Source organism: Rhodococcus sp. D-6 (assembly GCF_040256695.1).
In the GTDB taxonomy this organism is placed as follows: Bacteria; Actinomycetota; Actinomycetes; order Mycobacteriales; family Mycobacteriaceae; genus Rhodococcus; species Rhodococcus pyridinivorans.
The window spans coordinates 1,372,642-1,395,486 of record NZ_CP132970.1 but is presented as its reverse complement, the minus strand read 5'-3'; the positions used below and the strand labels follow the sequence as shown (position 1 = coordinate 1,395,486).

Sequence of the window (22,845 nt, the reverse complement as noted above, 5' to 3'; positions counted from 1 at the left end):
GGCTAGTCGTCGCCCCTGACGGCTCCGCCGTCGTTGTTGTCGCTGACGGCTCCGCCGTCGTCGTTGTCGCTGACGGCTCCGCCGGTGTAGCGGGACTCCAGTTCGCGGAAACGCTCGAGCGCGTCCACGGCGCGTTCCCCGTCGCGCGCCTGGATGGCGACGACGGGCACGTACTCGTCGAACGGCAGTTCGAGGCGGGCCCAGGGGGCGCCCTGGTCGAAGAACAGCCCGCGCACGTCGGTCCACGGGATGTGTCGTTCGGCGACTACGTTGCGGACGGAGACGCCGTCGGCACCCGCCCGCAGCCGTGGGCGGGTGAACAGCAGGACGCCTCCGGTGAGCACGACACCGATGGCGAGGATCGCGATCTGGTCGACGACCCGCAGGTTCACGCCGGTGTCGCCGCCCCCGCGGAGCACGAGCGCCGCGAAGATGTGGATGGCCATGACGACGACTGCCGCCACGACGACCCAGCGCCGCATCTTCTCCGGGCGTACCTCGAGATCCCAGCCGGTCTCGTCGCGGGTCAACGCGCCGCCTTCCGCAGCCGCCGCAGGGTCACGGCGGTGTCGAGCGCGGCCGCGCAGGCCTGGCCGCCCTTGTCTTCCGCGGAGCCGGGCAGACCGGCGCGGTCGCGGGCCTGCTGTTCGGTGTCGGTGGTGAGAACACCGTTGCCCACGGGGGTGCCCTCGTCGAGCGCGATCCGGGTGAGGCCGTAGGTCACGGCGTCGCACACGTACTCGAAGTGCGGTGTGCCGCCGCGGATCACCACGCCGAGCGCGACGACCGCGTCGTGGGTGCGGGCGAGCTGCTGCGCGACGACGGGAAGCTCGATCGCTCCGGCGACCCGCTCGAGGGTGACGTCGGTGACACCCGCCTGCTCGGCGACACGCTGTGCGCCTGCGATGAGGGCGTCGGAGATCTCGGTGTGCCAGCTGCCGGCGACGATCGCAAGGCTCAGCCCTGCGGCGTCGGCGAGCTGCAGGTCGGGCAGGCCTTCGCCGCTCATCAGGCGTCTCCCTCGTCGAACTCGTCGAGACCGATCAGGTCGTGGCCCATGCGATCGCGCTTCGTGCGCAGGTACGAGATGTTCTCGCGGTTCGCGCGCAACGGCATCGGGACACGTTCGGTGATCTGCAGGCCGTAGCCGTCGAGACCGACGCGCTTGGCCGGGTTGTTGGTCAGCAGCCGCATCGACGAGATACCGAGGTCGACGAGGATCTGAGCGCCGATGCCGTAGTCGCGGGCGTCGGCGGGCAGGCCGAGTTGCAGGTTGGCGTCGACGGTATCGGAGCCGGAGTCCTGCAGCTGGTAAGCCTGCAGCTTGTGCATCAGGCCGATGCCGCGTCCCTCGTGGCCGCGCATGTAGAGCACGACGCCGCGGCCTTCCTCGGCCACCATCTCGAGGGCGGCGTCGAGCTGCGGACCGCAGTCGCAGCGCAGCGACCCGAAGACGTCGCCGGTCAGGCATTCGGAGTGCACACGCACGAGCACGTCGGAGCCGTCGCCGTCCGGGCCGGCGATGTCGCCGCGGACGAGCGCGACGTGTTCGACGTCGTCGTAGATGCTCTGGTAGCCGACGGCCGTGAAGTCGCCGTGCCGGGTGGGGATGCGGGCCTCGGCGACGCGCACGACGTGCTTCTCGTGCTTGCGGCGCCACGCGATGAGATCCGCGATCGAGATCAGGGCGAGTTCGTGTTCGTCGGCGAAGACCCGCAGTTCGTCGGTGCGCGCCATCTCGCCTTCGTCCTTCTGCGAGACGATCTCGCAGATGACGCCGGCCGGTCGCAGGTCGGCCATGCGCGCGAGGTCGACGGCGGCCTCGGTGTGCCCGGGCCGGCGCAGGACGCCGCCCTCCTTGGCGCGCAGCGGCACCACGTGACCGGGACGCGTGAAGTCCTGGGCGGTGGAGTTCGGGTCGGCGAGCAGCCGCATGGTGGCGGCGCGGTCGGACGCGGAGATACCTGTGCCGATGCCTTCCCTCGCGTCGACGGTGACCGTGTAGGCGGTGCCGTGCTTGTCCTGGTTGACGCTGTACATAGGAGGCAGACCGAGACGGTCGCAGTCCTCGCCGTCCAGGGGCACGCACAGGTACCCGGACGTGTAGCGGACCATGAACGCCACGAGTTCCGGCGTTGCCTTCTCCGCGGCGAAGATGAGGTCGCCCTCGTTTTCACGGTCTTCGTCGTCGACCACGACGACCGCCTTACCGGCGGCGATGTCGGCGACCGCGCGCTCGATGGTGTCGAACCTCGTCACTTCCCTGGACTCCAACTCTCGTATCCGGACGACTCGTGCTCCGCGTCCACTGTCGATCTCCACAGTACGACGCGTCAGCGCGCGTTCTGCAGGCGCTCCACGTACTTGGCGATCACGTCGACCTCGAGGTTGACGAGGGTGCCCGGCTCGGCGGTGCCGAGCGTCGTCAGCGACAGGGTGGTCGGAATGAGCGAGATCTCGAACCACTCCTGTCCGCGTTCCCCTCCGAGACCCGAGACCGTCAACGAGACACCGTCGACGGTGATCGATCCCTTTTCGACGACGTAGCGGGAGATTTCGGCCGGGAGCGAGATGCGCACCACAGTCCAGTTCTCCGAGGGTGTGCGGGAGACGACGGCTCCGGTGGCGTCGACGTGGCCCTGCACGAGGTGGCCGCCGAGGCGACTGTTCAGCGCGGCGGCGCGTTCGAGGTTGACGGAGCTGCCGAGCGTGAGCTGTCCGAGCGACGACCGGTTCAGCGTCTCCTGCATTACATCGGCGGTGAAGGACCCGCCGTCGAGGACGTCGACGACCGTCAGGCACACCCCGTTGACCGCGATCGAATCGCCGTGCTCGGCGTCGGAGGTGACCAGCGGTCCGCGCACGGTGAAGCGTGCCGAGTCGGCGAGGTCCTCCTTCGCGACGATCTCACCGAGTTCCTCGACTATGCCGGTGAACATGTTCCGCTCCTTAGCTCCCGATCCGCGACCGGGTCCGATTCGGTTGTCCCGGTCCGGGACGAGTGTCGGTTGTCCCGGTCCGGGACGAGTGTCAGTTGTCCCGGTCCGGGACGAGTGTCAACAGAATGTCCGAGCCGACGGTCTCGACCCGTTCCCGGCGGAACCGTAGCGCGTCGGAGATCGTGCCCACCCCGGCGTCCTCGACGGCGGCCTCGCCGGCTCCGAGCACGACGGGCGCCAGGTATGCCTGGATGCGGTCGACGCAGCCCGCTGCGAGGAAGGCGCCCGCGAGCCGAGGGCCGCCTTCGAGCAGTACGTCGGGTCGGTCGCCGAGCGCGTCGAGCACCTCCCCGATGTCGTGGGTGCGCAACACCAGCGTCGGCGCCGCGTCATCGAGAACTCTTGCGGAGGTGGGGATCTCACGCATACCGATAACGACCCTCAGCGGCTGGTGCGGCGCGAGTTCGCCGTCGGGCAGACGGGCGGTCAACCACGGGTCGTCGGTGAGGACGGTGCCGGTTCCGACGATGATGGCGTCGAGCCGGCTGCGCTGGTCGTGCACGCGCGCACGCGACTCGGGACCGGAGATCCACTTGCTCGTGCCGTCGGCGGCCGCGCTGCGACCGTCCATCGACGCGGCGTACTTCCACGTCACGTGCGGCCGGCCGGTGTGTTGCCGGTGCAGCCATGCCCGCAGCGGGCCGCGGGCGACGGTCTCGGCACCGAGACCCGGATGCACCGTGATGCCCGCGGCGCGGAGGGTGTCGGCGCCGCCCCCGGCGACGGGATTCGGATCGGCGACGGAGTAGTACACCGTCGCGATCCCCGCCTCGATGAGGGCCTGCGCGCACGGGCCGGTGCGGCCGGTGTGGTTGCACGGTTCGAGGGTGACGACGGCGGTTCCGCCGCGCGCGCGTTCGCCCGCGGCCTCGAGTGCCCGGACCTCCGCGTGTGGACCGCCGGGTGGTGCGGTGGCCCCGACACCTGCCACCGCGCCGTCCGCGTCGAGGATCACCGCTCCGACAGGCGGGTTGGGGCTGGTCGTGCCCCGCACGGCCTCCGAGGCGTCGAGCGCGAACTGGAGGGCTTCGGCGATCTCGGGTGCGGTCACGGCGCGAGCGTCAGGTGCGGGGACGCAGCCCCGGCCTGCGCCCGCAGTTTGCGGACCGCCTCACCGGGATCGGCGGCGCCGTAGACGGCAGACCCGGCGACGAAGCAGTCCACACCGGCTTCCGCGGCGGCCTCGATGGTGTCGGTGTTGATGCCACCGTCGATCTCGACGAGCAGACGCAGTTCACCCGAGTCGACCAGGCGACGCACCTGACGGGCCTTGTCGAGGACGTCCGGGATGAAGGACTGACCACCGAAGCCCGGCTCGACACTCATCACGAGCAGCGTGTCGAACTCCTTCAGGATCCCGAGATAGGGCTCGATGGGGGTGCCGGGCTTGACGGACAGCCCGGCCTTGCCGCCGGCCGCGCGGATGTCGCGGGCCACGGCGACCGGGTCGTCGGTCGCCTCCGCGTGGAAGGTGACGTTGTGGGCACCGGCTTCGGCGTAGGGCGGAGCCCATCGACCGGGGTTCTCGATCATCAGGTGACAGTCGAGCGGGATGTCGGTCGCCTTCAGCAGCGACTCGACGACCGGGAGACCGAGCGTCAGGTTCGGAACGAAATGGGCGTCCATGACGTCGACGTGGAGCCAGTCGGCACCGGCGACGGCCTGCGCCTCGTCGGCGAGACGAGCGAAATCCGCGGACAGGATGGACGGAGCGATCATCGGGTGGGCCACAACCGACGAGTCTAGTCGGCGCCCTCCACCGGGTCGGACCTGCGTCGCACCCGCCGCACGCAGCCGAACCCGGCCGGGAATCTCCGATCTCGGGCGCATTGGTGCCACCAAGTGGCCGCAATACCCGAAAGGCTGGCAGTCACCTACGAACTACGAACTCGAGGATCATCGTGACCGATCTCCATCACCGCGAATCCCTCCCTCCCCGTCCGGACGGATCGAACACCGTCGACACCTTCCTGATCTCCGACGGAGCAACCGAACTCGTCGACTTCCTCGTCGCCGTCTTCGAGGCCGAGGAGGTGCCCGAAGCGCGCACCCTCGACCACGACGGGCTCCTCCTCCACTCGGAGGTGCGGGTCGGCGACTCCGTGCTCGTGGTCGCCGACCGGAAACCGGACTGGCCCTTCACCCCCGCCTTCGTACGGGTCCACGTGCACGACGTCGATGCCGTCCTCGAACGCGCCACGCAGTACGGCGCGGCGATCGTCACACGGCCTACGGACTTCTTCGGCGATGTCCTCGCCCGGTTCTCGGATCCGTCCGGCAATCTCTGGTGGATCCAGCGGCACGATCCCGGCGCCGACACATCCGCGTGGACGGACGATGCGGCAGCGGACGAGTCGGCGGACTGGTCGCACATCGCGAGTCCGGAACTCGGGTACATCCACTCGACACTCACCGAAGCCGTTCGTACCCTGCGGGATCCACGGTCTCGCGCAGTGTGACCGGCGGTCGCCGGACCGGCGCCGCGGGTCGTCAGACCAGGCGGGCGAGGGCGTCGAAACGATCGATGTCCTCGCGGTGGCAGACGTGGCTTCCGGCGGTGAGCAGTGCCGCGGTGCCGCAGGCGATCCCGAGAGCAAGCGCGTCCCGCAACGATCGTTCCTGCAGCAGTCCGACGACGAGTCCGGCGACCATGCTGTCGCCGGCTCCGACGGCGCTGCGCACCTTGGCCGCCAGGGCCGGCACCCGCACGGCCTCGTCGGCGGTCACCATGATCGCCCCGTCTGCGCCGAGCGAGACGACCACGATCTCCGTGACACCGGAGGTGACGAGTTCGCGCGCGGCCGCGATCTGCTCGTCGTCGGTGGCCAGCTCCCGCCCGGTCCACTCGCACAACTCGTCCAGGCTCGGTTTGACGAGGTAGACACCCGAATCGATGCTGGTCAGCGCATCGCCCGACGAGTCGAGGACGAACCGCGCGCCGGCCTCATGCGCCGCCGCCGCGATGCGTCGGACGAAGGTGCCGGGTACACCGGGCGGGAAGCTGCCGCTCGCCACCACGTACTTCGCGCCTTCGGCGACCTTCTCGAGTGTCGCGAGGCAGCGTTCCTGCTCCTCGTCCGTCAGCTCGGGACCGGGTGTGACGAAACGGTATTCCTGACCGCTGCGACGGTCGATCGCCGTGAAGCACTCTCGGGTGGACCCGGTGATCGGGACGATGTGTTCCTCGACGTCGTCGTCGTCGAGCAGACCGCTCATCTGTTCACCTCGCGCACCACCAGCCGGATAGACGGCGGCGGCTGAGGCACCGAGCACGCGCGCGACCTTCGCGACGTTCACTCCTCCCCCGCCGGCGTCGTAGAACGGTTCGTCGCAGCGGAGCTTGCGGGTGGGCACCACCGCGTCGGTAAAGGTCGTGACGTCGAGTGCCGGGTTCATGGTCAGGGTGACGATCTCGGGCATGACCGGAACCTTATTCGGCCCCGGCCGGCCGCGCGCGGAACTGCATCACGCCGCCGCCCGGTGCTTGCGCTTCTTCGCCCGGCCCTTGCTGCGACTCGCCACGGCGGAGCCGAGCATCAGCAGACGCATGGACCGCGCGGCGGCGTCGACGAGCAGGTCGTGACCGTTGGCGACGGCGTCCTCGAGGCGCATCGGGACGGGGATGATCGACGCGATCGCGCCGATTCCGACGTCGTGGACGTCGCGCGCCCCCTCGCCGAGCGACCCGGCGATGGCGAGCACCGGCACCCCGGCGCGCTGGGCGCGGCGGGCGACCTCCGCGGGCACCTTGCCGCGCGGGGTCTGGACGTCGATGCTGCCCTCGGCGGTGATGATCAGATCGGCGCGCGCGATCAGGGAGTCGAGATCGATACCGGACAGGCCGCTGTCGAGCAGCACGTCGAACCGGGAGGCGATCCGGGCGCCGATGCCCGCGGCCAGACCGGCACCGAGGCCGCCTGAGGCGCCGGTGCCCGCCCCGAACCGCACATCCAGCCCGTGTGCCCGCCCGTCCCGTTCGAGCACCTTCGCCCAGCGCTCCAGAGCGGTGGACAGCTCCTCGACCTGCGCGGGTGTCGCGCCCTTCTGCGGGCCGAAGACCCGAGCGACACCGGTCGGCCCACACAGGACGTTGTGGACGTTGCAGGCCAGGACGATCTCGGTGTCGGCGAGCGCCGGGTGCAGATCGTCGAGATCGAGACGCGCGGCGCGCGCGAGGTGCCGTCCCCCGTCGGGCAGTTCGTGGCTGTCGGCGTCGAGGATCCGGGCGCCGAGTGCTCGCAGTGCCCCGGCTCCGCCGTCGCTGGTGCCCGAGTCGCCGCAGCCGATGACGATGCGGCGGATGCCGTCGTCGAGTGCCGCGGCAACGAGTTCACCGACCCCGCGGGTGGTGGTGGCACCGGGATCACGGCGATCGGTGGGCACGAGACGAAGGCCGGCGGCCGAGGCCATCTCGACGACCGCCGTCCCGCGGGTGACACCACCGAGACGCGCCCAGCTCGCCCGCACCGGCTCGCCGACGGGACCGGTCGCGGTGACCGGGACGAGCGTGCCGCCGGTGGCCTCGGCAAGGATCTCGGCGGTGCCCTCCCCGCCGTCCGGAACAGGCACGAGGTCGACGGCGGCGCACGGCAGAGCCCGGCGGACTCCCGCACCGATCGCAGCGGCGACGCTGCGCGCATCGAGACTCTCCTTGAAACCGCTGGGTGCGACGAGCACGCGACGAGGAACCTTCAAAGCCATGACGACTCCGATCGTGAAACGGGACAGACCGTGGAACGGGACAACGGGGGAGGGAACAGGGATCAGACGAACAGCGACAGGCCGAGCAGCGGCCAGACGAACCACGCGAACAACAGGACCAGCGCGGCGAGGAGCGGGCCGAGCCGCGCTGCCAGGCGCAACAGGTCGGAAGTCGAGTAGGTGGATGTGCCGGGCACGTCCGCGAACAGCGTCACGGGCTTGGCCGACGACGGCAGGGTGTGGCAGAAGCCTGCGGCGGCCGTCGAGACGAAGGCCGCGGCGAGCGGATCGACACCTGCGCTCGGGGCGAGTGCCACCACGACGGGAACGAGAACGGCGGAACGGGCCGAGCGCGACTGGATGACCAGGTGCGCCGCAGCGGAGATCACGACCACGACGACCACGAACAACGGACCGGCACCCTCTCCGCGCGAGGTGAGCGGGCCGAAAGCCGTCGATGCGAGCCAGTCCGCCGCGCCGCTCGTCGTCAGCGCGGTACCGATCGACAGCGTTGCCGCCATGAACAGCAGCAGAGGCCACGGCACGGTCTTCAGCGCAGGCGCGAGACGCACGGAGCCGTACCGCGGGGAGGTCGCGACGAGCGCACCGAGCAGCGCCACCACCGCCGGGTGGATGCCGTGTACGGGTTCGGTGCACCACAGCACCATCACCACGACCAGCAGAAGGGCGGCGCGGGATTCGGCGACGGAGAGCGGCCCGCAGACCGGGGTGTCGGCCTGCGCGCCGATGTCGGCGGCGGTGACGGTGAGGCGTCCGCGCCGATCGTCGGTGGAGGTGAACAGCAGCAGCACCAGTTCGGCGGCGGCGTGCGACGAGACGATCGCCAGCGGCAGGCCGAGGATCATCCAGGTCGCGAAGTCGAATCCGGTGCCGGTCGCCGTGACGAGGATCTGCGAGGTGATCAGGTGCGCACCGGCGCCGAGCAGCGACGCCACCGCCGACAGCAGGATCACCGTGGGGAAGAGCAACGCGAGTGCCCGCACCAGTCGTGGCCGGTCTGCGAGGACCGTCGCGAGCGCGACGAACACTGGGAGCACCAGTGCGGCGCGACCGGAGGTCGACGGGACCGCGAACGCGGTGACGATCAGCGCGGCCGTCACCAGGTGCACGAGCGCCCGCGGGCTGTGCGCCCCCGTCACCAGGAAGGCCGCGCCGCGCGTCGCCAAACCCGAGGACGCGACACCGGAGGCGATCACGAAAGCGGACAACAGGAGCCACACGACGTCGTCGCCGAGGGTCGCGAACAGTGCCTCCGCGTCGATGACCCCGACGACCGTGAGGGCCGCGGCAGCGCCGAGCGCCACATAGGTGTCGTCGATCCTCGTGAACACCCACAGCCAGACGGCCACGACGAACACGATCATGGTGACGGCGGCCGGAGGCGTCAGGTCGGGGTCGGTGCGCGTGAGATACACGAGGAGACCGACGGTGCCGGCGAGTATCCCGACCGCGACGATCCGGCCGGGCGTCGGGGCGGTGTGTCTGCGCGGCGGACGCTGCTGTGGCGCAACGGAGCTCGGCGGGACGGTGGCGTGGAAGGTCATCGCAACCGGTACCCCGCTCCGCGGATCGTCTCGACCCGGTCTCCCCCGATCTTGTTGCGCAGTGCGCGCACGTAGACGTCGACGACGTTGGACGCGGGATCGAAGTCGTATCCCCACACGTGCCCGAGGATCTGTTCGCGGGAGAGCACCTGCCCGCGGTGACGCAGGAAGACCTCGAACAGGGCGAACTCGCGGCTGGTGAGATCGGCGCTCTCCCCTGCGATCTCGGCGCGTCGGGCCCGCAGGTCCAGAGCCATGTCGCCGTCGCGGATCACCGCTGCCGGATCGGCAGCCGAGCTGCTGTCGCCGATGCGCAACCGGATGCGGGCGAGCAGTTCGGCGAACTGGAACGGTTTGCTCACATAGTCGTTGGCACCGCCCTCGAGCCCCGCGACGGTATCGGTGACGCTGTCTCGCGCGGTCAGCACGATCACGGGGGTCCGCACACCTTCACCGCGCAACCTCTCGAGGACGGTGAAGCCGTCCATGCGGGGCAACCCGATGTCGAGGATCACCAGATCGAAGGCGCCACTGCGAGCGAGCATCAGGGCGGTCTCGCCGTCGGTGGCGTCGGTGGTGGTGTATCCCGCTGCGCGCAGCCCCTTCTCGAGGAAGGCGGTGATGCGGGTGTCGTCTTCGGCGATGAGGATTCTGCTCACTGCGATGCGGTCCTTCGAGTCTCGGCTGTACCGGGGGAACCGGCCGTGCCGGTCGTGCCGGTGGTTCCTGCGGGGTCTCGTAGGGGGAGGTCGATGCCGAAGGTCGCGCCGTGCCCGACCGCGCTCTCGACCCAAGCCGAGCCGTGGTGCGCGTCGGCGATGGCGCGGACGATGGCGAGTCCGAGACCCGCCCCGCCTCGTTCGGCGGCGGGTCCGTGCCGGTCACCGGGGACGGTGCGTCCGCGGCGGAAGCGTTCGAAGATGCGTGCCGCGTCGTCCGGAGCGACCCCGGGTCCGGTGTCCCGGACCCAGATCCGGAGGTGCTCGGTGCCGTCGTGCTCGACGAAGACGGATCCGAGCTGGATGACGTCCCCAGGGTGGGTGTGCGTGACGGCATTGGTCGCGTACTGCAGCACGGCCTGGGTGACGCGTTGGGCGTCGATGTCGGCCATGCCCTCGGCGATCTCCATGAGCTGCCAGTCGCGGGTGCCGAGCATCTGCGCCTTGGCCTCGACGTCGAGCATGAGGTCGGTGACGTCGACCGGTCGTCGCTGCACGAAGTCGGGGCGCTCGGCCTTGGCGAGGACGAGCAGGTCGGTGACGATCCGCGCCATCCGGTCGAGTTCGTCCTCGACGAGCCGGATCGTCTCCTCGCGCGTCGCGTCGTCGGCGTGACCGAGATCCATGAGTTCGAGGTGCCCGCGGATCACGGTGATCGGTGTCCGCAGTTCGTGGCCGGCGTCGTCGACGAACTGCTGCTGCGTGGTGTAGGCCTGTTCGAGGCGGTCGAGCATCGAGTTGAAGGTCTGTGCCAGTGCGGCGATGTCGTCGCGTCCGTGCACGGGCACCCGACTCGTCAGATCCTTCTCGCCGATGGCGGCGGCCACCTCGCGCACCTGGCGGATCGGGGCGAGGATCTGTCCTGCGACCAGCCAGCCGATGATCGCCGTGAGACCGAGGCCGCCGATCGCGACCAGTCCGATGGTGCGGGCGGTGTCGGCGACCTTCGCGCGCTGCTCGGCGGTGAACACGGCGACGATCAGCGCGCCCCGGTCGTCGCCGGAGGTGACGTCGGCGCGGGCCCAGCGCATCTGTCCACCGTCCACCTCGTGGACGCCCGAGCCGGTGGGGGCGTTGAGGATGCGCTCGAACATCACACCGTCCTCGGTGAGGTTCGCCGGCAGGTCGGGCCGGTCCACCGCGATACGGCGGTCGAAGAGCAGCGAACCGTCGACGACGCCGACGATCACCTCGCCCTCCGAGGTGTGCTGGCGGTTGAGATAGACCTCGAGCATCCGCTCCACGGAGGTGAACGGGAACGTCGTGGTGGGGTCGACGCCCTCGGCGGCGAATGCCCGGAATTCGTCGATCTCCTGAGTGATGTCGGCATTCGCATCTCGGTCGACGTGGTTGAGGAGCAGCACCCGCGCGGTGACGACGACGGCGACGAGCGCGACGGCCGTGGTCAGCAGGATCCAGCTGAGGATGCGCCACCGGGCAGGGAGAGCGGATCCGCGACCGGGGTGAGGGATGCGGAGGTGACCGGTGCGCTCCGTCCCGGCCGGCTTCCCGGACTCAGTCGTCATCGTCGTCCCAGTCGTCGTCCCCACTGTCGTCGCCGTCGTCGTCCCAGTCGTCGTCCCACTCGACCTGAGGGGTCGGCAGGGGCTGACGCGCGACGTCGGACCAGCCCGGATCGGGAACCGGGGCCGGCACGACGGCAGGCGGGGATGTCTGCGTGCCGGGGACCGACGGTGCGGACGCCGACTCCTGCTCGGGTTCGGGTCGTACCTCGGGCGCCTCGGCCCCGGGGGACGGCGCCGCGGGCTCGGTCGTGGTCGGCACGACGGAGACGGTGACCGATGCATCACCGATCTCGGGGGAGCCCGCCGGTCGTGTCAGGGCCTGGCTCCCCCACGCGAGGGCCGCCGGGATCAGCAGCAGCGCTGCGATCACGAGCATGCGTTTCATCACCGGCATGGAGAACAGCATCCTGCACCGGAGTGAATCGATCGTGAAGACCGGATGAGAAGACTTTCATCTTCCCCGGCGCCGGACACGACGATCCGTGTCCGGCGGTCGCGATCAGCGCTCGGGTTTACGCAGCGCAGCCATGAACATGGCGTCGGTGCCGTGGCGGTGCGGCCAGAGCTGGACTCCCGGCCCCTCCCCGACCTGCGGCACGCCGGGGACGAGTTCGCGGGTGTCGAGCTGTTCGACACCGTGGCGGCGCACCGCGTCGGACACGACGGCGACGGTCTCCGAGACGTGCGGTGAACACGTCGAGTAGAGCACCACACCACCGGGACGCAGCAGTCCGATCGCCGATGCGAGCAGTTCCTTCTGCAGCCGCACGAGTTCGGCGACGTCGCCGGGTTGCCGTCGCCACCGCGCCTCGGGACGCCGACGCAACGCGCCGAGACCCGTGCAGGGTGCGTCCACGAGGATCCGGTCGTAGCCCGGCTCGAGTCCGGGCTCGCGCCCGTCGGCGATGTGCACGGTCACCGGCAGGTCGCGGGCGGTCTTGCGGACGAGTTCCGCGCGGTGGTCGACCGGTTCGACCGCGTCGACGGCGAACCCGTCGATCGCGGCGATGGCGCCGAGCAGCGCCGCCTTTCCGCCCGGTCCCGCGCACAGGTCGAGCCAGCGGCCCCGGTCCTCGCCGGCGAGGGGTGCGAGGGTGAGGGCACGTGCGACGAGCTGGCTGCCTTCGTCCTGGACTGCGGCCATGCCTTCCCGGACGGGTTCGAGGCGGCCGGGGTCGCCGTGCTCGAGGTGCACCGCATAGGGCGACCACGGTCCGAGCTCACCGCCGGTGACGAGCGCGAGTTCCTCCGCGGTGATAACCCCGGGCCGGGCGACGAGGTGGACGATCGGGCGCGCGTCGTCGGCGGCGAGGACGTCGGCGAGTTCGGAGGCATCCGATCCGAGCGCGTGGGCGAACGCTTGCGCGATCCACAGGGGGTGCGCGTACCGGAAGGCCAGGTGACCCACCGGGTCGCGGTCCGGGTCGGGGGCGAGCAGCGTGATCCACTCTTCCTCCGAACGCTCACCCACACGACGAAGCACCGCGTTGACGAAACCTGCTCGGCCCGATCCGAATTCGGCCCGGACGAGGTCGACGCTCGTGGCGACGGCGGCGTGCGGGGCGACGCGCGTGCGCAGCAACTGGTAGGCACCCAGACGCAGTACGTCGAGCAGCGCGCCGTCGATCTCGTCGACGGGACGGTTCGCGGCGTCGGCGATCACGGCGTCCAGCAGGCCTCGCGCGCGGGCCGCGCCGTAGGTGAGCTCGGTGGCCAGGGCGGCGTCGCGCGCGTCGAGATGCCGCTCCCGGAGCAGCGACGGGAGAACGAGATTGGCGTAGGCGTCCCGTTCGCGCACGGCGCGCAGCACGTCCCGCGCGGCGACACGTGCGGGGTCGGCGGGAGGCTTCCACGGTCGGGGGGCGTGTTCGGACGCCGGATTGCGGTTCGGCTTCCCACCGCCGCTGCGTCCCCCGCGACCTGCGGGGTTCCGTCCTCCGGCATTGCGCTTGCCCCGCGGGGGCCTGCCGGATTCGCTCATCGCGCACGCACCTTCGGGTCGAGACGGGCGCCGCGCGCCCAGTCCGTGGCTGTCATCGCCTTCTTCCCGGGCGGTTGCACCGTCCCGAGCCGGACGGCAGTGGTAGCGGTACCGACGAGCACGCCGTCCTTGCGGATGTCGAGCTCACCGGGTTCGAGGGTCTCGTCGGTCACCGTCACGGGACCGATCTTCACGCGCAGGTCGCCGATCATCGTCCACGCACCCGGAGCGGGCGTGACGGCGCGAATTCGCCGGTCGACGACGTGTGCGGGGAGTGTCCACTGCACCTGGGCGGCCTCGACGGTGACCTTGGGCGCGTGCGAGACACCGTCGGCCGGCTGCGGTGCGGGCGTGAGGATGCCGTCTTCGAGGCCGTCGAGGGTGGATTCGAGCAGCGTCGCACCGACCTCGGCGAGGCGGCCGAGCAGGTCGCCGGCGGTGTCGGTGGGACGGATCGTCTCGGTGACGACGCCGTAGACCGGACCGGTGTCGAGGCCGGCCTCGAGCCGGAAGGTGCTCGCTCCGGTGATCTCGTCACCTGCAGCGATCGCCGCCTGCACGGGCGCCGCGCCGCGCCAGGCGGGCAGCAGCGAGAAATGGAGGTTCACCCATCCGTGCACAGGGATGTCCAGGACGTCCTGCGGGATCAGGGCGCCGTAGGCCACCACGGGGCAGCAGTCGGGTGCGAGTTCGGTCAGTCGCGCGACGAACTCGGGGTCACGCGGCGAGCGCGGCGTGAGGACCTCGATGCCGTGTTCGTCGGCGATCTTCCCCACGGCGGATCGCACGACCTTCCGGCCGCGACCGGCGGTGGTGTCGGGGCGGGTGACCACCGCGACGACCTCGTGGCGTGACTCGATGAGGCGGAGCAGCGACGGGACGGCGGGTTCCGGTGTTCCCGCGAAGACCACGCGCATGTCAGAGCACCGCCGAGCAGGAGGTGGGGTGCGCTGCGTGTGGACTGTGCGGGGATGTCACGGATGCTGCTCCAGTTTTCGACGGCGATGACCTCTCACAGTCTAGGGAGTCGACGTCGTGCGACCTGCATCACCGCGCCGGGCGGTCACCTCGCGGAGGCCGGCACCGGAGAGCATGGAGCTCAGGCGTCGGAGCCCGAGCGCCCGCGCTCAGGTGTTGGACTGGAGGATCAGTTCGGGGATACCGGTGCCGAGCGCGACGGTGGTGCACTCCCCGATCGCGTACCGGTCGGGGTCGAGCGCGTGCCGCGCGAGCTGCAGCGAGAAGGGGTCGTAGACCATGTTGAAGTGGCCGGTCAGATCTTGCGGGCACAGCTCCTGGATCACGTGATTGACGGCGCCCTCACCATGGAGTGCGACATTGCCGGCGGGCTGGATGACCTCGTCGACCTCGCTACCGATGGTCGTGTAGCGCACGCCGGGCACGGTGTCGGTGGGTGTGTTGAGTTCGGTGAGCAGTTCCGACCCCTGAAGCTGCTGCACGAGGGCGACGGAGAACTCGCCCTCGACGATGTCGGTCGCTCCGGGCAGCGCGGCGACGGCGGCCCCGATGCCGTAGAAGGTGCCTCCGTAGCTCGGCGACGCGATCCCCACCCACCGGTCGACGACCTCGCCACCCCCGAGTTCGTTGATGTAATAGCGGGCCACCGTGGCTCCCTGTGAGTAGCCGACGACGTCGACCTCCTCCGCACCGGTGGCGTCGAGGACCTCGGTGACGAACTCACCGAACTGTGCTGCGGAGACGCGGATGTCGCCCGTGCCGTAGTCCTCGGCACCGTCGGCGAACCCGTAGTTCAGGGCGAATACGCACCAGCCTGACGCGGCGAGCAGCGGCGAGAGCGCAGCGAAGTCGGAGTAGGCGTTGGAATCGGTGCCGTGCGCGAGCACCACCGGATGAGGGCGCTCCTCGGACGGCACGCACGCGAAGTCGTTGCTACCGGCGGGGGCGACATCGGGGTTGTTCTCGGCGTATTCGGCCGCTTCGGCGTGCCCGGTGGCCACCGGTCCCGCCGGGACGGGCACGCTGCTGTACGACCCTTCCCCGAGACCGAGGATCGGTCCGTCGTCGGACGGGAGCGGCTGCGCCGCCGCTGCGCCCACAGTCAGTGCCGCTGCACCCACAGTCAGCATCGCGACGACACACGCTCCGACGACACCACCGACACTCCGCCCGGCACCCATTCGTCCGCCCTCTCCTCCTGCGCCTACCCGGCACCTACGGAAGTAGATCGGTCACAATCACCGGCTCCGTTACTGTGACAAATAATATCCCCGGCAACGCGTGTCGCTGTCGTCCGTATGTACGGCAGCAGCCGGCGGGTCTTGCTCTCGGTCCACGCCGGATCGACACTGGGAACAGCCTCCGTCGACGGACACTCCACCGATCCCGACGGATCTGCCGATACCCGAATCATGGGAATCGCGCACTCCGCCCTCCGCCGCGACCTCCTCCGCATGAGGTCGCCACCTCGACGAAGACATGGCAGCAGACCCACCGAGTGGCTCTCGCCCACCACGTGTTGTGGATGATGGATTTCCTTCACCATCACCACTGGTTCGAGGACCGTGGGCTCTATCCGCGTGTGGTGCAGTGCAATCCCGACGCGGCACCGCTCGTGGAGAGGATGAACGCCGACCACCGCACCATCGAGCCTGCGATCGCCCCAGTCGAGGAGGCGGCACGCGATCTCCGCGCCGACCACCCCGGCTCCGGCGAGCACTCGGTGCAGCACTGTCCCGCTTGTCCGAGGTTCTGCTCCCCCATCTCGAACGTGAGGAGCGGGAGATGATGCCACTGGTCTCGACCAGCATCACCGACGCGCAGTGGCGCGCGTGGGGCCAGGAGTTCAATATCGAGCCGAAGGGGATGCAGCAGCTCGGCAAGGAAGGGAACTGGCTCATCGACGGTCTCGACGACTCCTCGCGCGATCACGTCGTGCACCTCGTGCCGCCCGTACCGCGTTTCGTCCTGCTGCGCATCCTGGGCATTCGACATCGCCACGACTTCGCGGCGCTGTGGAAGGGTACGGACGCCGCATCCGTTCCGTCGCAACCGATTCCGAAAGCGGCCTAGGCCGGCAGCGGAGATCCGCGCCCCCTCCGCGGCCGGGTCAGCCGATACGCGGCGGATCCACCTGAACCCGCAGCGGACCGTCCGCGCGACGCGCCGTGCGGGTGGCCTGGGCGTCGCGCAGGGCGCGACCGAGTGCGCGACCGCGCTCGCGTGCGACCCGCACGATCATCCGGTGCACGTCCTCCGGTTCGGGTCCCTCGGATCCGAACGGCAGTCGTTGCCCCGGCGGGAGCGGCACGGGCCCGAGCACCTCGGCTCCATCGGGCAGGTGTGTGGCCTCGAGCAGTTCGGCGACCGCCGCGGACGACCCGTCGATCGCGGCCATGTGGACCGCGGGCGGGAAACCGACCTCGGCTCGTTCGGAGACCTCGGACTGGGCGTGTCCCACGGGATCCCAACGCACGAGCGCCTGCACGGTGGGGATCCCGGAATCGGCGACGACCACGACCTGTCCCCCGTCGGCGAACGACCGTACGAGCGCCGATGCGGTGAGCCAGCGGCGCATCGTCTCCTCGGTGGCGCGCAGATCGGCACGGCCGAGCAGGGCCCACCCGTCCAGGAGCAGCGCCGCCCCGTAACCGCCCTCGGCGACGGGTTCGGCGCCCACGGTGGAGACGACGAGCGACGCCGAACCGGGCACGGTGTGCTTGACGTCGTTGCCGCCGGAGGTCACGACCGGCACGCCCGGAAAGGCGCGGCCCAGTTCTTCGGCGGTGCGGGCCGCCCCGACCACCACGGCCCGCAACGAGCGCGCGCCGCACGCGTGGCAGCGGTGACGCGCATCGGCGACACCGCACCAGCGGCATGCCGGGATCGCGGCACCGTCGGGACCGGCCGCCGTGGGCAGTGCGAGCGGGCCGTTGCAGTGCCGGCAGCGGGCGGGTGCCCGGCACTTTCCGCACGCGAGCGCGGGCACGTATCCGCGCCGCGGTACCTGCACGAGCACCGGGCGGTCGACCGCGAGAGCGGATCGGGCGGCGGCGAACGCGATGGCAGGCAGTCGCGCGGCACGCGCGGCCGGATCCCGTGCGAGTGCGTGGTCGCTGTCGGCGAGGGCCGTGACCTTCGGCGCGCACGCCCGTACGACGTCGCGGGGTGCCACGAGATCGTGTGCCCAGCCGGCCTCGACGAGCGCCTGGGTCTCCGCGGTGCGGGCGTGCCCGGCGATCACGATGGCGGCACCGACCGCGTGGGCGCGCAGAGCAGCCACTTCGCGGGCGTGCGGATACGGGGACCGTGGTTCGCAGTGCAGGTCGTCGCCGTCGTCCCACACCACGAGGAGCCCGAGATCGGGGGTCGGGGCGAAGACGGCGGCCCGGGTCCCGACGACGATGCGCGCGGATCCGCGCAGCGCCGCAAGCCAGCGTCGATACCGTTCGGCCGGTCCGAGGCCGGCGGCGAGGCCGACGACGTGATCGGCCCCGGCGACGTCTGCACACGCCTTCACGAGACGGTCGAGGTCACGCTGGTCGGGAACGACGAGCACGGCCGCCTTCCCCGAGGCGAGGGTCAGTGCGGCGAGTTCGGCGAGCCGTCGGGGCCAATCCTCACCGGGCAGCGCCTGCCAGGACGCGCGCGGGGCGCGGCCGCCGCCGAGCGCTTCGAGGAAGTTCTCGCCGTGCCGGTACCGGCCCCACGCGGCAGGATCGATCTCCGGAACAGGCGGAGGTTCCGGTGGGCGCGACGCCTCGGCTTCGACACGTGCGTGTCGCGGAGGTACCGCCAGACGCAGCACGTCGGCCCGGGTCCCGGCATAGCGGGTCGCGACTTCCTCTGCCAGAGCAGCGATCTCGAGCGTGAGGACCTGCTCGGACGAGACGACGCGGTCGAGTCGGCCGAGCTTGCCGGTGTGATCGCTCGTCGCGGCGCGTGCGAGCAGGAAACCGTCGACGAGACGTCCGGCGAAGCGGACGCGGACGCGGACGCCCGGGCGGGCGTCCGCGTCCAGGTCGCGCGGGATCAGGTAGTCGAACTCCCGGTCGAGGTGCGGAACCGGTAGCAGCGGGAGAACCCGCGCAACCGGATCGACCTCGGCGGCGTCGAAATCAGCAGCCACCCGGGCCCGATCGGAATCTACAGACCGGCGGCCGCGCGCAGCTTGTCGGCGCGGTCAGTGTTCTCCCACGGCAGGTCGATGTCGGTACGGCCGAAGTGGCCGTACGCAGCGGTCTGCGCGTAGATCGGGCGCAGCAGGTCGAGATCACGGATGATCGCGCCCGGGCGCAGGTCGAAGACCTCGCCGATGGCCTGCTGGATGCGGGCCGGGTCGGTCTTCTCGGTGCCGAAGGTCTCGACGAACAGACCCACCGGAGCAGCCTTGCCGATCGCGTAGGCGACCTGCACCTCGATGCGGTCGGCGAGACCGGCGGCGACGGCGGTCTTGGCGACCCAGCGCATCGCGTAGGCGGCCGAACGGTCGACCTTCGACGGATCCTTGCCGGAGAACGCGCCACCACCGTGGCGGGCCATGCCGCCGTAGGTGTCGACGATGATCTTGCGGCCGGTGAGGCCGGCGTCGCCCATCGGGCCGCCGAGGACGAACGATCCGGACGGGTTGACCAGCAGACGCACATCGGCCGTGTCGAGATCGGCCAGGTTCGGGTCGGCGAGCACCGCGTCGACGACGTGGGTGCGCAGATCCGGCGTGAGCAGGTTGTTCAGATCGATGTCGGCGGCGTGCTGCGTCGAGATGACGATCGTGTCGAGACGGACGGGTTTGTCGCCGTCGTACTCGATGGTGACCTGGGTCTTGCCGTCGGGACGCAGGTACGGCAGAACCCCCGACTTGCGGACCTCGGTGAGCCGGCGCGACAGGCGATGTGCGAGAGAGATCGGCAGCGGCATGAGTTCGGGCGTATCGGAGCAGGCGTAGCCGAACATCAGGCCCTGGTCGCCGGCGCCCTGGCGGGCGACCTCGTCGTCGGTGAGCACACCGCTGCGCGCCTCGTGCGAGACGTCGACGCCGCCGGCGATCTCGGGCGACTGCGCGCCGATCGCGATGTTGACACCGCAGGAGTTGCCGTCGAAGCCCTTCGACGACGAGTCGTAGCCGATCTCGAGCACCCGATCGCGGACGATCTTGGGGATGTCGGCGTATGCCGAGGTGGTGACCTCACCGACCACGTGCACCTGGCCCGTGGTGACGAGGGTTTCCACCGCTACCCGGGCACGAGGATCCTCGGTGAGGAGCGCGTCGAGAACCGAGTCGCTGATCGCGTCACAGATCTTGTCCGGATGCCCTTCGGTCACGGACTCACTGGTGAAAAGACGACCGCCGGTCTTGCTCACGAAACTCCCTCTCGACTGTGCGCCAGGCGCTGGACGGACAAACCGTATGGAGCATGCGCTCCCCGATCGGGTCGGCAGGACCCGATCGCAGTGCCGACGCTACTGCTCCGCAGGCGTCGGCGCGAGTATTGAAATCACCCGATTCTGCTGCGTTCCGCCAGCAGAGGTCCCAGCGCGTCGAGCACGCGGCTGGCCATGAGGGCCTTCGACCCGTGGGCGAGGGCGGTTTCCGAACCGTCCGCGGACAGCAACCAGCCGTTGTTGTCGTCGACCTCGAAGGCCTTACCTTCGCCGACGGCGTTGACGACGAGAAGATCGCATCCCTTGCGGGCGAGCTTCTCGCGGGCGTAGGTGAGCACGTCTCCGTGTTCGTCGCCGGTCTCCGCTGCGAACCCGACGATGACCGTCTCGGCGGACAGGCCGCCTTCGGCACGCGCTCGGACGAGACCGGCGAGGATGTCGTCGTTCTTCGTCAGCGCGATGGAATCGGGTTCGCCCTCACCTTTCTTGATCTTGCTGGTCGCGAAGGTGAAGGGCCGGAAATCGGCAACGGCCGCGGACATGATGACCGCGTCGGCACCCGAGGCGTGCTTGGCGACGGCGTCCTGCATCTGAGCGGCCGTCTGGACGCGCACGACGTCGACCGCGGCCGGGTCGTCGAGACCCGAGACGCTGCCGGCGACGAGCGTGACGTCGGCGCCGCGCTGAGCGGCGAGACGGGCGAGCGCGTAGCCCTGCTTGCCGGACGACCGGTTGCCGAGGAAGCGCACCGGGTCGAGGGGCTCACGGGTACCGCCGGCGGACACGACGATGCGGCGACCGGCGAGGTCGCGGGGCAGCGCGTCGGCCCGCTCGAGCAGCAGCGAGGCCAGATTGAAGATCTCGTCGGGTTCGGGCATGCGCCCGGCACCGGTGTCCTTGCCCGTCAGCCGACCCGAGGCCGGTTCGACGACCACGGCACCGCGGCGACGCAGCGTCGCGACGTTGTCGACGGTCGCGGGATGCTCCCACATCTCGGTGTGCATCGCGGGCACGAACATCACGGGGCACCGCGCGGTGAGCAGGGTGGCCGTGAGGAGGTCGTCGGCGCGACCCGCGACCGCCCGCGCCATGAGGTCGGCGGTGGCCGGAGCGACGACGACGAGGTCGGCCTCCTGGCCGAGCCGGACGTGCTGCACCTGCGGCACCTCGGCGAACACACCGGTCTGCACGGGATTGCCGGAGAGCGCCTCGAAGGTGGCGCGCCCGACGAATTCGAGGGCGGACTCCGTCGGGACGACCCGCACGTGGTGTCCGCTCTCGGTGAAGGCCCGGATCAGTGCGCAGGACTTGTAGGCGGCGATGCCACCGGCGACACCGACGACGATGCGGCGGCGCTGCACGGATCCGGCCTCGCCGCTCGAAGCGGGGTTGCTCACTCGCCTTCGGTGTGCTCGAGCAGATCCGAGTGGATCTCGCGCAGGGCGATCGACAGCGGCTTCTCCTGCAGACCCGGCTCCACGAGGGGGCCGACGTACTCGAGGATGCCGTCGCCGAGTTGGTTGTAGTAGTCGTTGATCTGGCGTGCCCGCTTGGCGGCGTAGATCACCAGCGCGTACTTCGAGGAGGCGCGCTCGAGCAGCTCGTCGATAGGCGGGTTGGTGATACCCGTGGGGGTGTCGTAGACCGGAAGGGTGTTGCCCTCGAGGTCGGTCGCGGCTGCCTGGATGCTGCTCACTCGGTGTTCTCCTGAGAGGTCGCGGGATGGGAGGGCGCCGGAACCGGCAGCCGGATGCGCTCGAGGCGCGGACGGATCAGTCGGCTCCGGGTCCAACCAACAAGGATACCAATTCATCGCAGGCCCGGTCGACATCGTCGTTGACGATCACGACGTCGAACTCGTCCTGCGCGGCCAGTTCGCTGCGGGCGGTATCGAGCCTGCGAGCGACGACCTCGTCGGTTTCGGTGCCTCGGCCGGTGAGGCGCTCGACGAGCACCTCCCAACTGGGCGGGGCGAGAAAGACGAGGACCGCGTCCTGCATCGCCGCACGGACGGCCCGCGCTCCCGCGAGGTCGACCTCCACGAGCACCGGATGCCCCTCGGCGAGTGCGTCGAGCACCGGTTTGGCCGGAGTACCCGATCGCTGCAGGCCGCCATGGATGTCGGCCCATTCGAGCAGTTCACCGGCTTCGATCATCCGGTCGAACTCGGCGCGGCCGACGAAGTGGTAGTCCACCCCGTCCACCTCACCCGGTCGCGGGTCCCGGGTGGTGGCCGAGACACTGAAGTGCAGATCCGGGATCCGGCTCCGCAGAAGGCGTACGACGGTCGACTTACCCACCGCGGAGGGTCCGGCCAGTACCACCAGCCGGCCCCTCCGCGTTGCGGGTGCGCTGTCCGTCACGGGTCGTGCGTCAGCTACCACGTGCTCAGGCGTCGAAATCGAACCTGGCGAGCAGGGCCTTGCGCTGACGGTCGCCGAGGCCGCGCAGACGGCGGGTCGGGGCGATCTCCAGCTCGGTCATGATTTCCTGCGCCTTGACCTTGCCGACCTTCGGCAGGGCCTCGAGCAGCGCCGACACCTTCATCTTGCCGAGGATCTCGTCGTTCTCGGCGTCCTTGAGCACCTGCTTGAGGTCGGTGCCGCCGCGCTTGAGGCGCTCCTTGAGCTCAGCCCGGGCACGACGGGCAGCAGCCGCCTTCTCCAGAGCAGCGGCGCGCTGCTCATCGGTCAGCTGGGGAAGGGCCACGGTTCCTCCGTCTCATCGTTGGCTTTCGAGTCTTCACCGCTGTAACCAGCGGCGATAGCGACCGTACTCACGACCACCGACGAATGCGAACCCACCCCCCGGCGATCCGCTCGAAAATCCGTGCGGTAGTGCACGCCGTTCCGGCAGTGGATCCCGCACCCCCCGATCGGCGTCCAGGCATCGCCACGAACTGCCCCAACAGAGAATAACCCCAGGTCACCGGTAATCTGCTGCGACGGAGGGGGACGCATCGGGTCGGGCGGCTCCCCTACTCACCGGCCCACT

The 22,845-nt window shown here is 70.2% G+C and carries 24 protein-coding genes; 3 read left to right on the top strand and 21 right to left on the bottom strand.

All coding sequences use genetic code 11. The annotated features are described in order from the left end of the window. Window positions 1-2 precede the first annotated feature (2 nt). The 6 genes from RBB84_RS06650 to rpe all read right to left on the bottom strand — a co-directional run bounded on the left by RBB84_RS06650 (window position 3) and on the right by rpe (window position 4,730). Window positions 3-530: a PH domain-containing protein gene (locus tag RBB84_RS06650; RefSeq protein ID WP_350247298.1), complete on the bottom strand. Its 528-nt coding sequence runs from the start codon at window positions 528-530 to the stop codon at window positions 3-5. Continuing rightward, window positions 527-1,009: a 6,7-dimethyl-8-ribityllumazine synthase gene (gene ribH / locus RBB84_RS06645; RefSeq protein WP_006551470.1), complete on the bottom strand. Its 483-nt coding sequence runs from the start codon at window positions 1,007-1,009 to the stop codon at window positions 527-529. Before ribH ends, RBB84_RS06650 begins: the two co-directional genes overlap by 4 nt. Beyond that, window positions 1,009-2,259: a bifunctional 3,4-dihydroxy-2-butanone-4-phosphate synthase/GTP cyclohydrolase II gene (locus tag RBB84_RS06640; RefSeq protein ID WP_006551469.1), complete on the bottom strand. Its 1,251-nt coding sequence runs from the start codon at window positions 2,257-2,259 to the stop codon at window positions 1,009-1,011. The genes ribH and RBB84_RS06640 overlap by 1 nt, the downstream gene beginning before the upstream one ends. Window positions 2,260-2,333: 74 nt before the next feature. Beyond that, window positions 2,334-2,939 (bottom strand): riboflavin synthase, encoded by a 606-nt coding sequence (locus RBB84_RS06635; protein ID WP_024100797.1) that lies wholly within the window; start codon window positions 2,937-2,939, stop codon window positions 2,334-2,336. A 91-nt stretch (window positions 2,940-3,030) separates the two neighbouring features. Next, a complete protein-coding gene (gene ribD / locus RBB84_RS06630) occupies window positions 3,031-4,050 on the bottom strand; it encodes a bifunctional diaminohydroxyphosphoribosylaminopyrimidine deaminase/5-amino-6-(5-phosphoribosylamino)uracil reductase RibD (protein WP_024100796.1) in 1,020 nt (339 codons plus the stop codon). Continuing rightward, window positions 4,047-4,730 carry a ribulose-phosphate 3-epimerase gene (gene rpe, locus RBB84_RS06625; RefSeq protein WP_006551466.1) on the bottom strand — a complete coding sequence of 228 codons (684 nt, stop codon included), beginning with the start codon at window positions 4,728-4,730 and terminating at the stop codon, window positions 4,047-4,049. Before rpe ends, ribD begins: the two co-directional genes overlap by 4 nt. A gap of 170 nt (window positions 4,731-4,900) precedes the next feature. Here rpe and RBB84_RS06620 point away from each other — a divergent pair, with 170 nt between their 5' ends. After that, window positions 4,901-5,458 carry a VOC family protein gene (locus RBB84_RS06620; RefSeq protein WP_024100795.1) on the top strand — a complete coding sequence of 186 codons (558 nt, stop codon included), beginning with the start codon at window positions 4,901-4,903 and terminating at the stop codon, window positions 5,456-5,458. A gap of 31 nt (window positions 5,459-5,489) precedes the next feature. On the opposite strand, the gene RBB84_RS06615 is transcribed toward RBB84_RS06620, so the two are convergent. The 9 genes from RBB84_RS06615 to RBB84_RS06575 all read right to left on the bottom strand — a co-directional run bounded on the left by RBB84_RS06615 (window position 5,490) and on the right by RBB84_RS06575 (window position 15,650). Next, a complete protein-coding gene (locus RBB84_RS06615; RefSeq protein WP_006551464.1) occupies window positions 5,490-6,419 on the bottom strand; it encodes a 1-phosphofructokinase family hexose kinase in 930 nt (309 codons plus the stop codon). Window positions 6,420-6,464: 45 nt separating this feature from the next. Then, the gene (locus RBB84_RS06610) at window positions 6,465-7,700 is read right to left on the bottom strand and encodes a glycerate kinase (protein WP_064256303.1); all 1,236 of its coding nucleotides are present in this window, start codon (window positions 7,698-7,700) and stop codon (window positions 6,465-6,467) included. 62 nt (window positions 7,701-7,762) lie between these two features. Further along, on the bottom strand, window positions 7,763-9,265 hold the full coding sequence (locus RBB84_RS06605; RefSeq protein WP_006551462.1) for an SLC13 family permease: 1,503 nt from the start codon (window positions 9,263-9,265) through the stop codon (window positions 7,763-7,765). Further along, on the bottom strand, window positions 9,262-9,924 hold the full coding sequence (locus tag RBB84_RS06600) for a response regulator transcription factor (protein WP_006551461.1): 663 nt from the start codon (window positions 9,922-9,924) through the stop codon (window positions 9,262-9,264). Before RBB84_RS06600 ends, RBB84_RS06605 begins: the two co-directional genes overlap by 4 nt. Then, window positions 9,921-11,510: a HAMP domain-containing sensor histidine kinase gene (locus RBB84_RS06595; RefSeq protein WP_064256304.1), complete on the bottom strand. Its 1,590-nt coding sequence runs from the start codon at window positions 11,508-11,510 to the stop codon at window positions 9,921-9,923. Before RBB84_RS06595 ends, RBB84_RS06600 begins: the two co-directional genes overlap by 4 nt. Further along, the gene (locus RBB84_RS06590; protein WP_228045031.1) at window positions 11,500-11,904 is read right to left on the bottom strand and encodes a hypothetical protein; all 405 of its coding nucleotides are present in this window, start codon (window positions 11,902-11,904) and stop codon (window positions 11,500-11,502) included. Before RBB84_RS06590 ends, RBB84_RS06595 begins: the two co-directional genes overlap by 11 nt. A gap of 105 nt (window positions 11,905-12,009) precedes the next feature. Next, the gene (locus RBB84_RS06585; RefSeq protein WP_064256305.1) at window positions 12,010-13,491 is read right to left on the bottom strand and encodes a transcription antitermination factor NusB; all 1,482 of its coding nucleotides are present in this window, start codon (window positions 13,489-13,491) and stop codon (window positions 12,010-12,012) included. Beyond that, on the bottom strand, window positions 13,488-14,408 hold the full coding sequence (fmt, locus tag RBB84_RS06580; protein ID WP_064256306.1) for a methionyl-tRNA formyltransferase: 921 nt from the start codon (window positions 14,406-14,408) through the stop codon (window positions 13,488-13,490). The genes RBB84_RS06585 and fmt overlap by 4 nt, the downstream gene beginning before the upstream one ends. 210 nt (window positions 14,409-14,618) lie before the next feature. Further along, on the bottom strand, window positions 14,619-15,650 hold the full coding sequence (locus RBB84_RS06575; protein ID WP_006551456.1) for an alpha/beta fold hydrolase: 1,032 nt from the start codon (window positions 15,648-15,650) through the stop codon (window positions 14,619-14,621). Window positions 15,651-15,967: 317 nt separating this feature from the next. Here RBB84_RS06575 and RBB84_RS06570 point away from each other — a divergent pair, with 317 nt between their 5' ends. Both RBB84_RS06570 and RBB84_RS06565 read left to right on the top strand, forming a co-directional pair. Then, window positions 15,968-16,258: a hemerythrin domain-containing protein gene (locus RBB84_RS06570; RefSeq protein ID WP_231912014.1), complete on the top strand. Its 291-nt coding sequence runs from the start codon at window positions 15,968-15,970 to the stop codon at window positions 16,256-16,258. Further along, complete coding sequence (locus RBB84_RS06565) at window positions 16,255-16,542, top strand: hypothetical protein (RefSeq protein WP_231912015.1); 288 nt, start codon at window positions 16,255-16,257, stop codon at window positions 16,540-16,542. Before RBB84_RS06570 ends, RBB84_RS06565 begins: the two co-directional genes overlap by 4 nt. A gap of 37 nt (window positions 16,543-16,579) precedes the next feature. Here RBB84_RS06565 and RBB84_RS06560 read toward each other — a convergent pair whose 3' ends face one another. The 6 genes from RBB84_RS06560 to mihF all read right to left on the bottom strand — a co-directional run bounded on the left by RBB84_RS06560 (window position 16,580) and on the right by mihF (window position 22,560). Next, the gene (locus tag RBB84_RS06560) at window positions 16,580-18,598 is read right to left on the bottom strand and encodes a primosomal protein N' (protein ID WP_064256307.1); all 2,019 of its coding nucleotides are present in this window, start codon (window positions 18,596-18,598) and stop codon (window positions 16,580-16,582) included. A 17-nt stretch (window positions 18,599-18,615) separates the two neighbouring features. Continuing rightward, on the bottom strand, window positions 18,616-19,830 hold the full coding sequence (metK, locus tag RBB84_RS06555) for a methionine adenosyltransferase (protein WP_016691682.1): 1,215 nt from the start codon (window positions 19,828-19,830) through the stop codon (window positions 18,616-18,618). A 134-nt stretch (window positions 19,831-19,964) separates the two neighbouring features. Further along, window positions 19,965-21,248: a bifunctional phosphopantothenoylcysteine decarboxylase/phosphopantothenate--cysteine ligase CoaBC gene (coaBC, locus tag RBB84_RS06550; protein WP_041803329.1), complete on the bottom strand. Its 1,284-nt coding sequence runs from the start codon at window positions 21,246-21,248 to the stop codon at window positions 19,965-19,967. Then, entirely contained in the window at window positions 21,245-21,547 is a 303-nt protein-coding gene (rpoZ, locus tag RBB84_RS06545; protein WP_006551452.1) for a DNA-directed RNA polymerase subunit omega, read from the bottom strand. Before rpoZ ends, coaBC begins: the two co-directional genes overlap by 4 nt. Window positions 21,548-21,623: 76 nt before the next feature. Beyond that, window positions 21,624-22,175, bottom strand: coding sequence for a guanylate kinase (gene gmk / locus RBB84_RS06540; protein ID WP_041803328.1), 552 nt, complete (start codon window positions 22,173-22,175; stop codon window positions 21,624-21,626). A gap of 64 nt (window positions 22,176-22,239) precedes the next feature. Beyond that, window positions 22,240-22,560 (bottom strand): integration host factor, actinobacterial type, encoded by a 321-nt coding sequence (mihF, locus tag RBB84_RS06535; RefSeq protein WP_006551450.1) that lies wholly within the window; start codon window positions 22,558-22,560, stop codon window positions 22,240-22,242. Window positions 22,561-22,845: the final 285 nt, after the last annotated feature.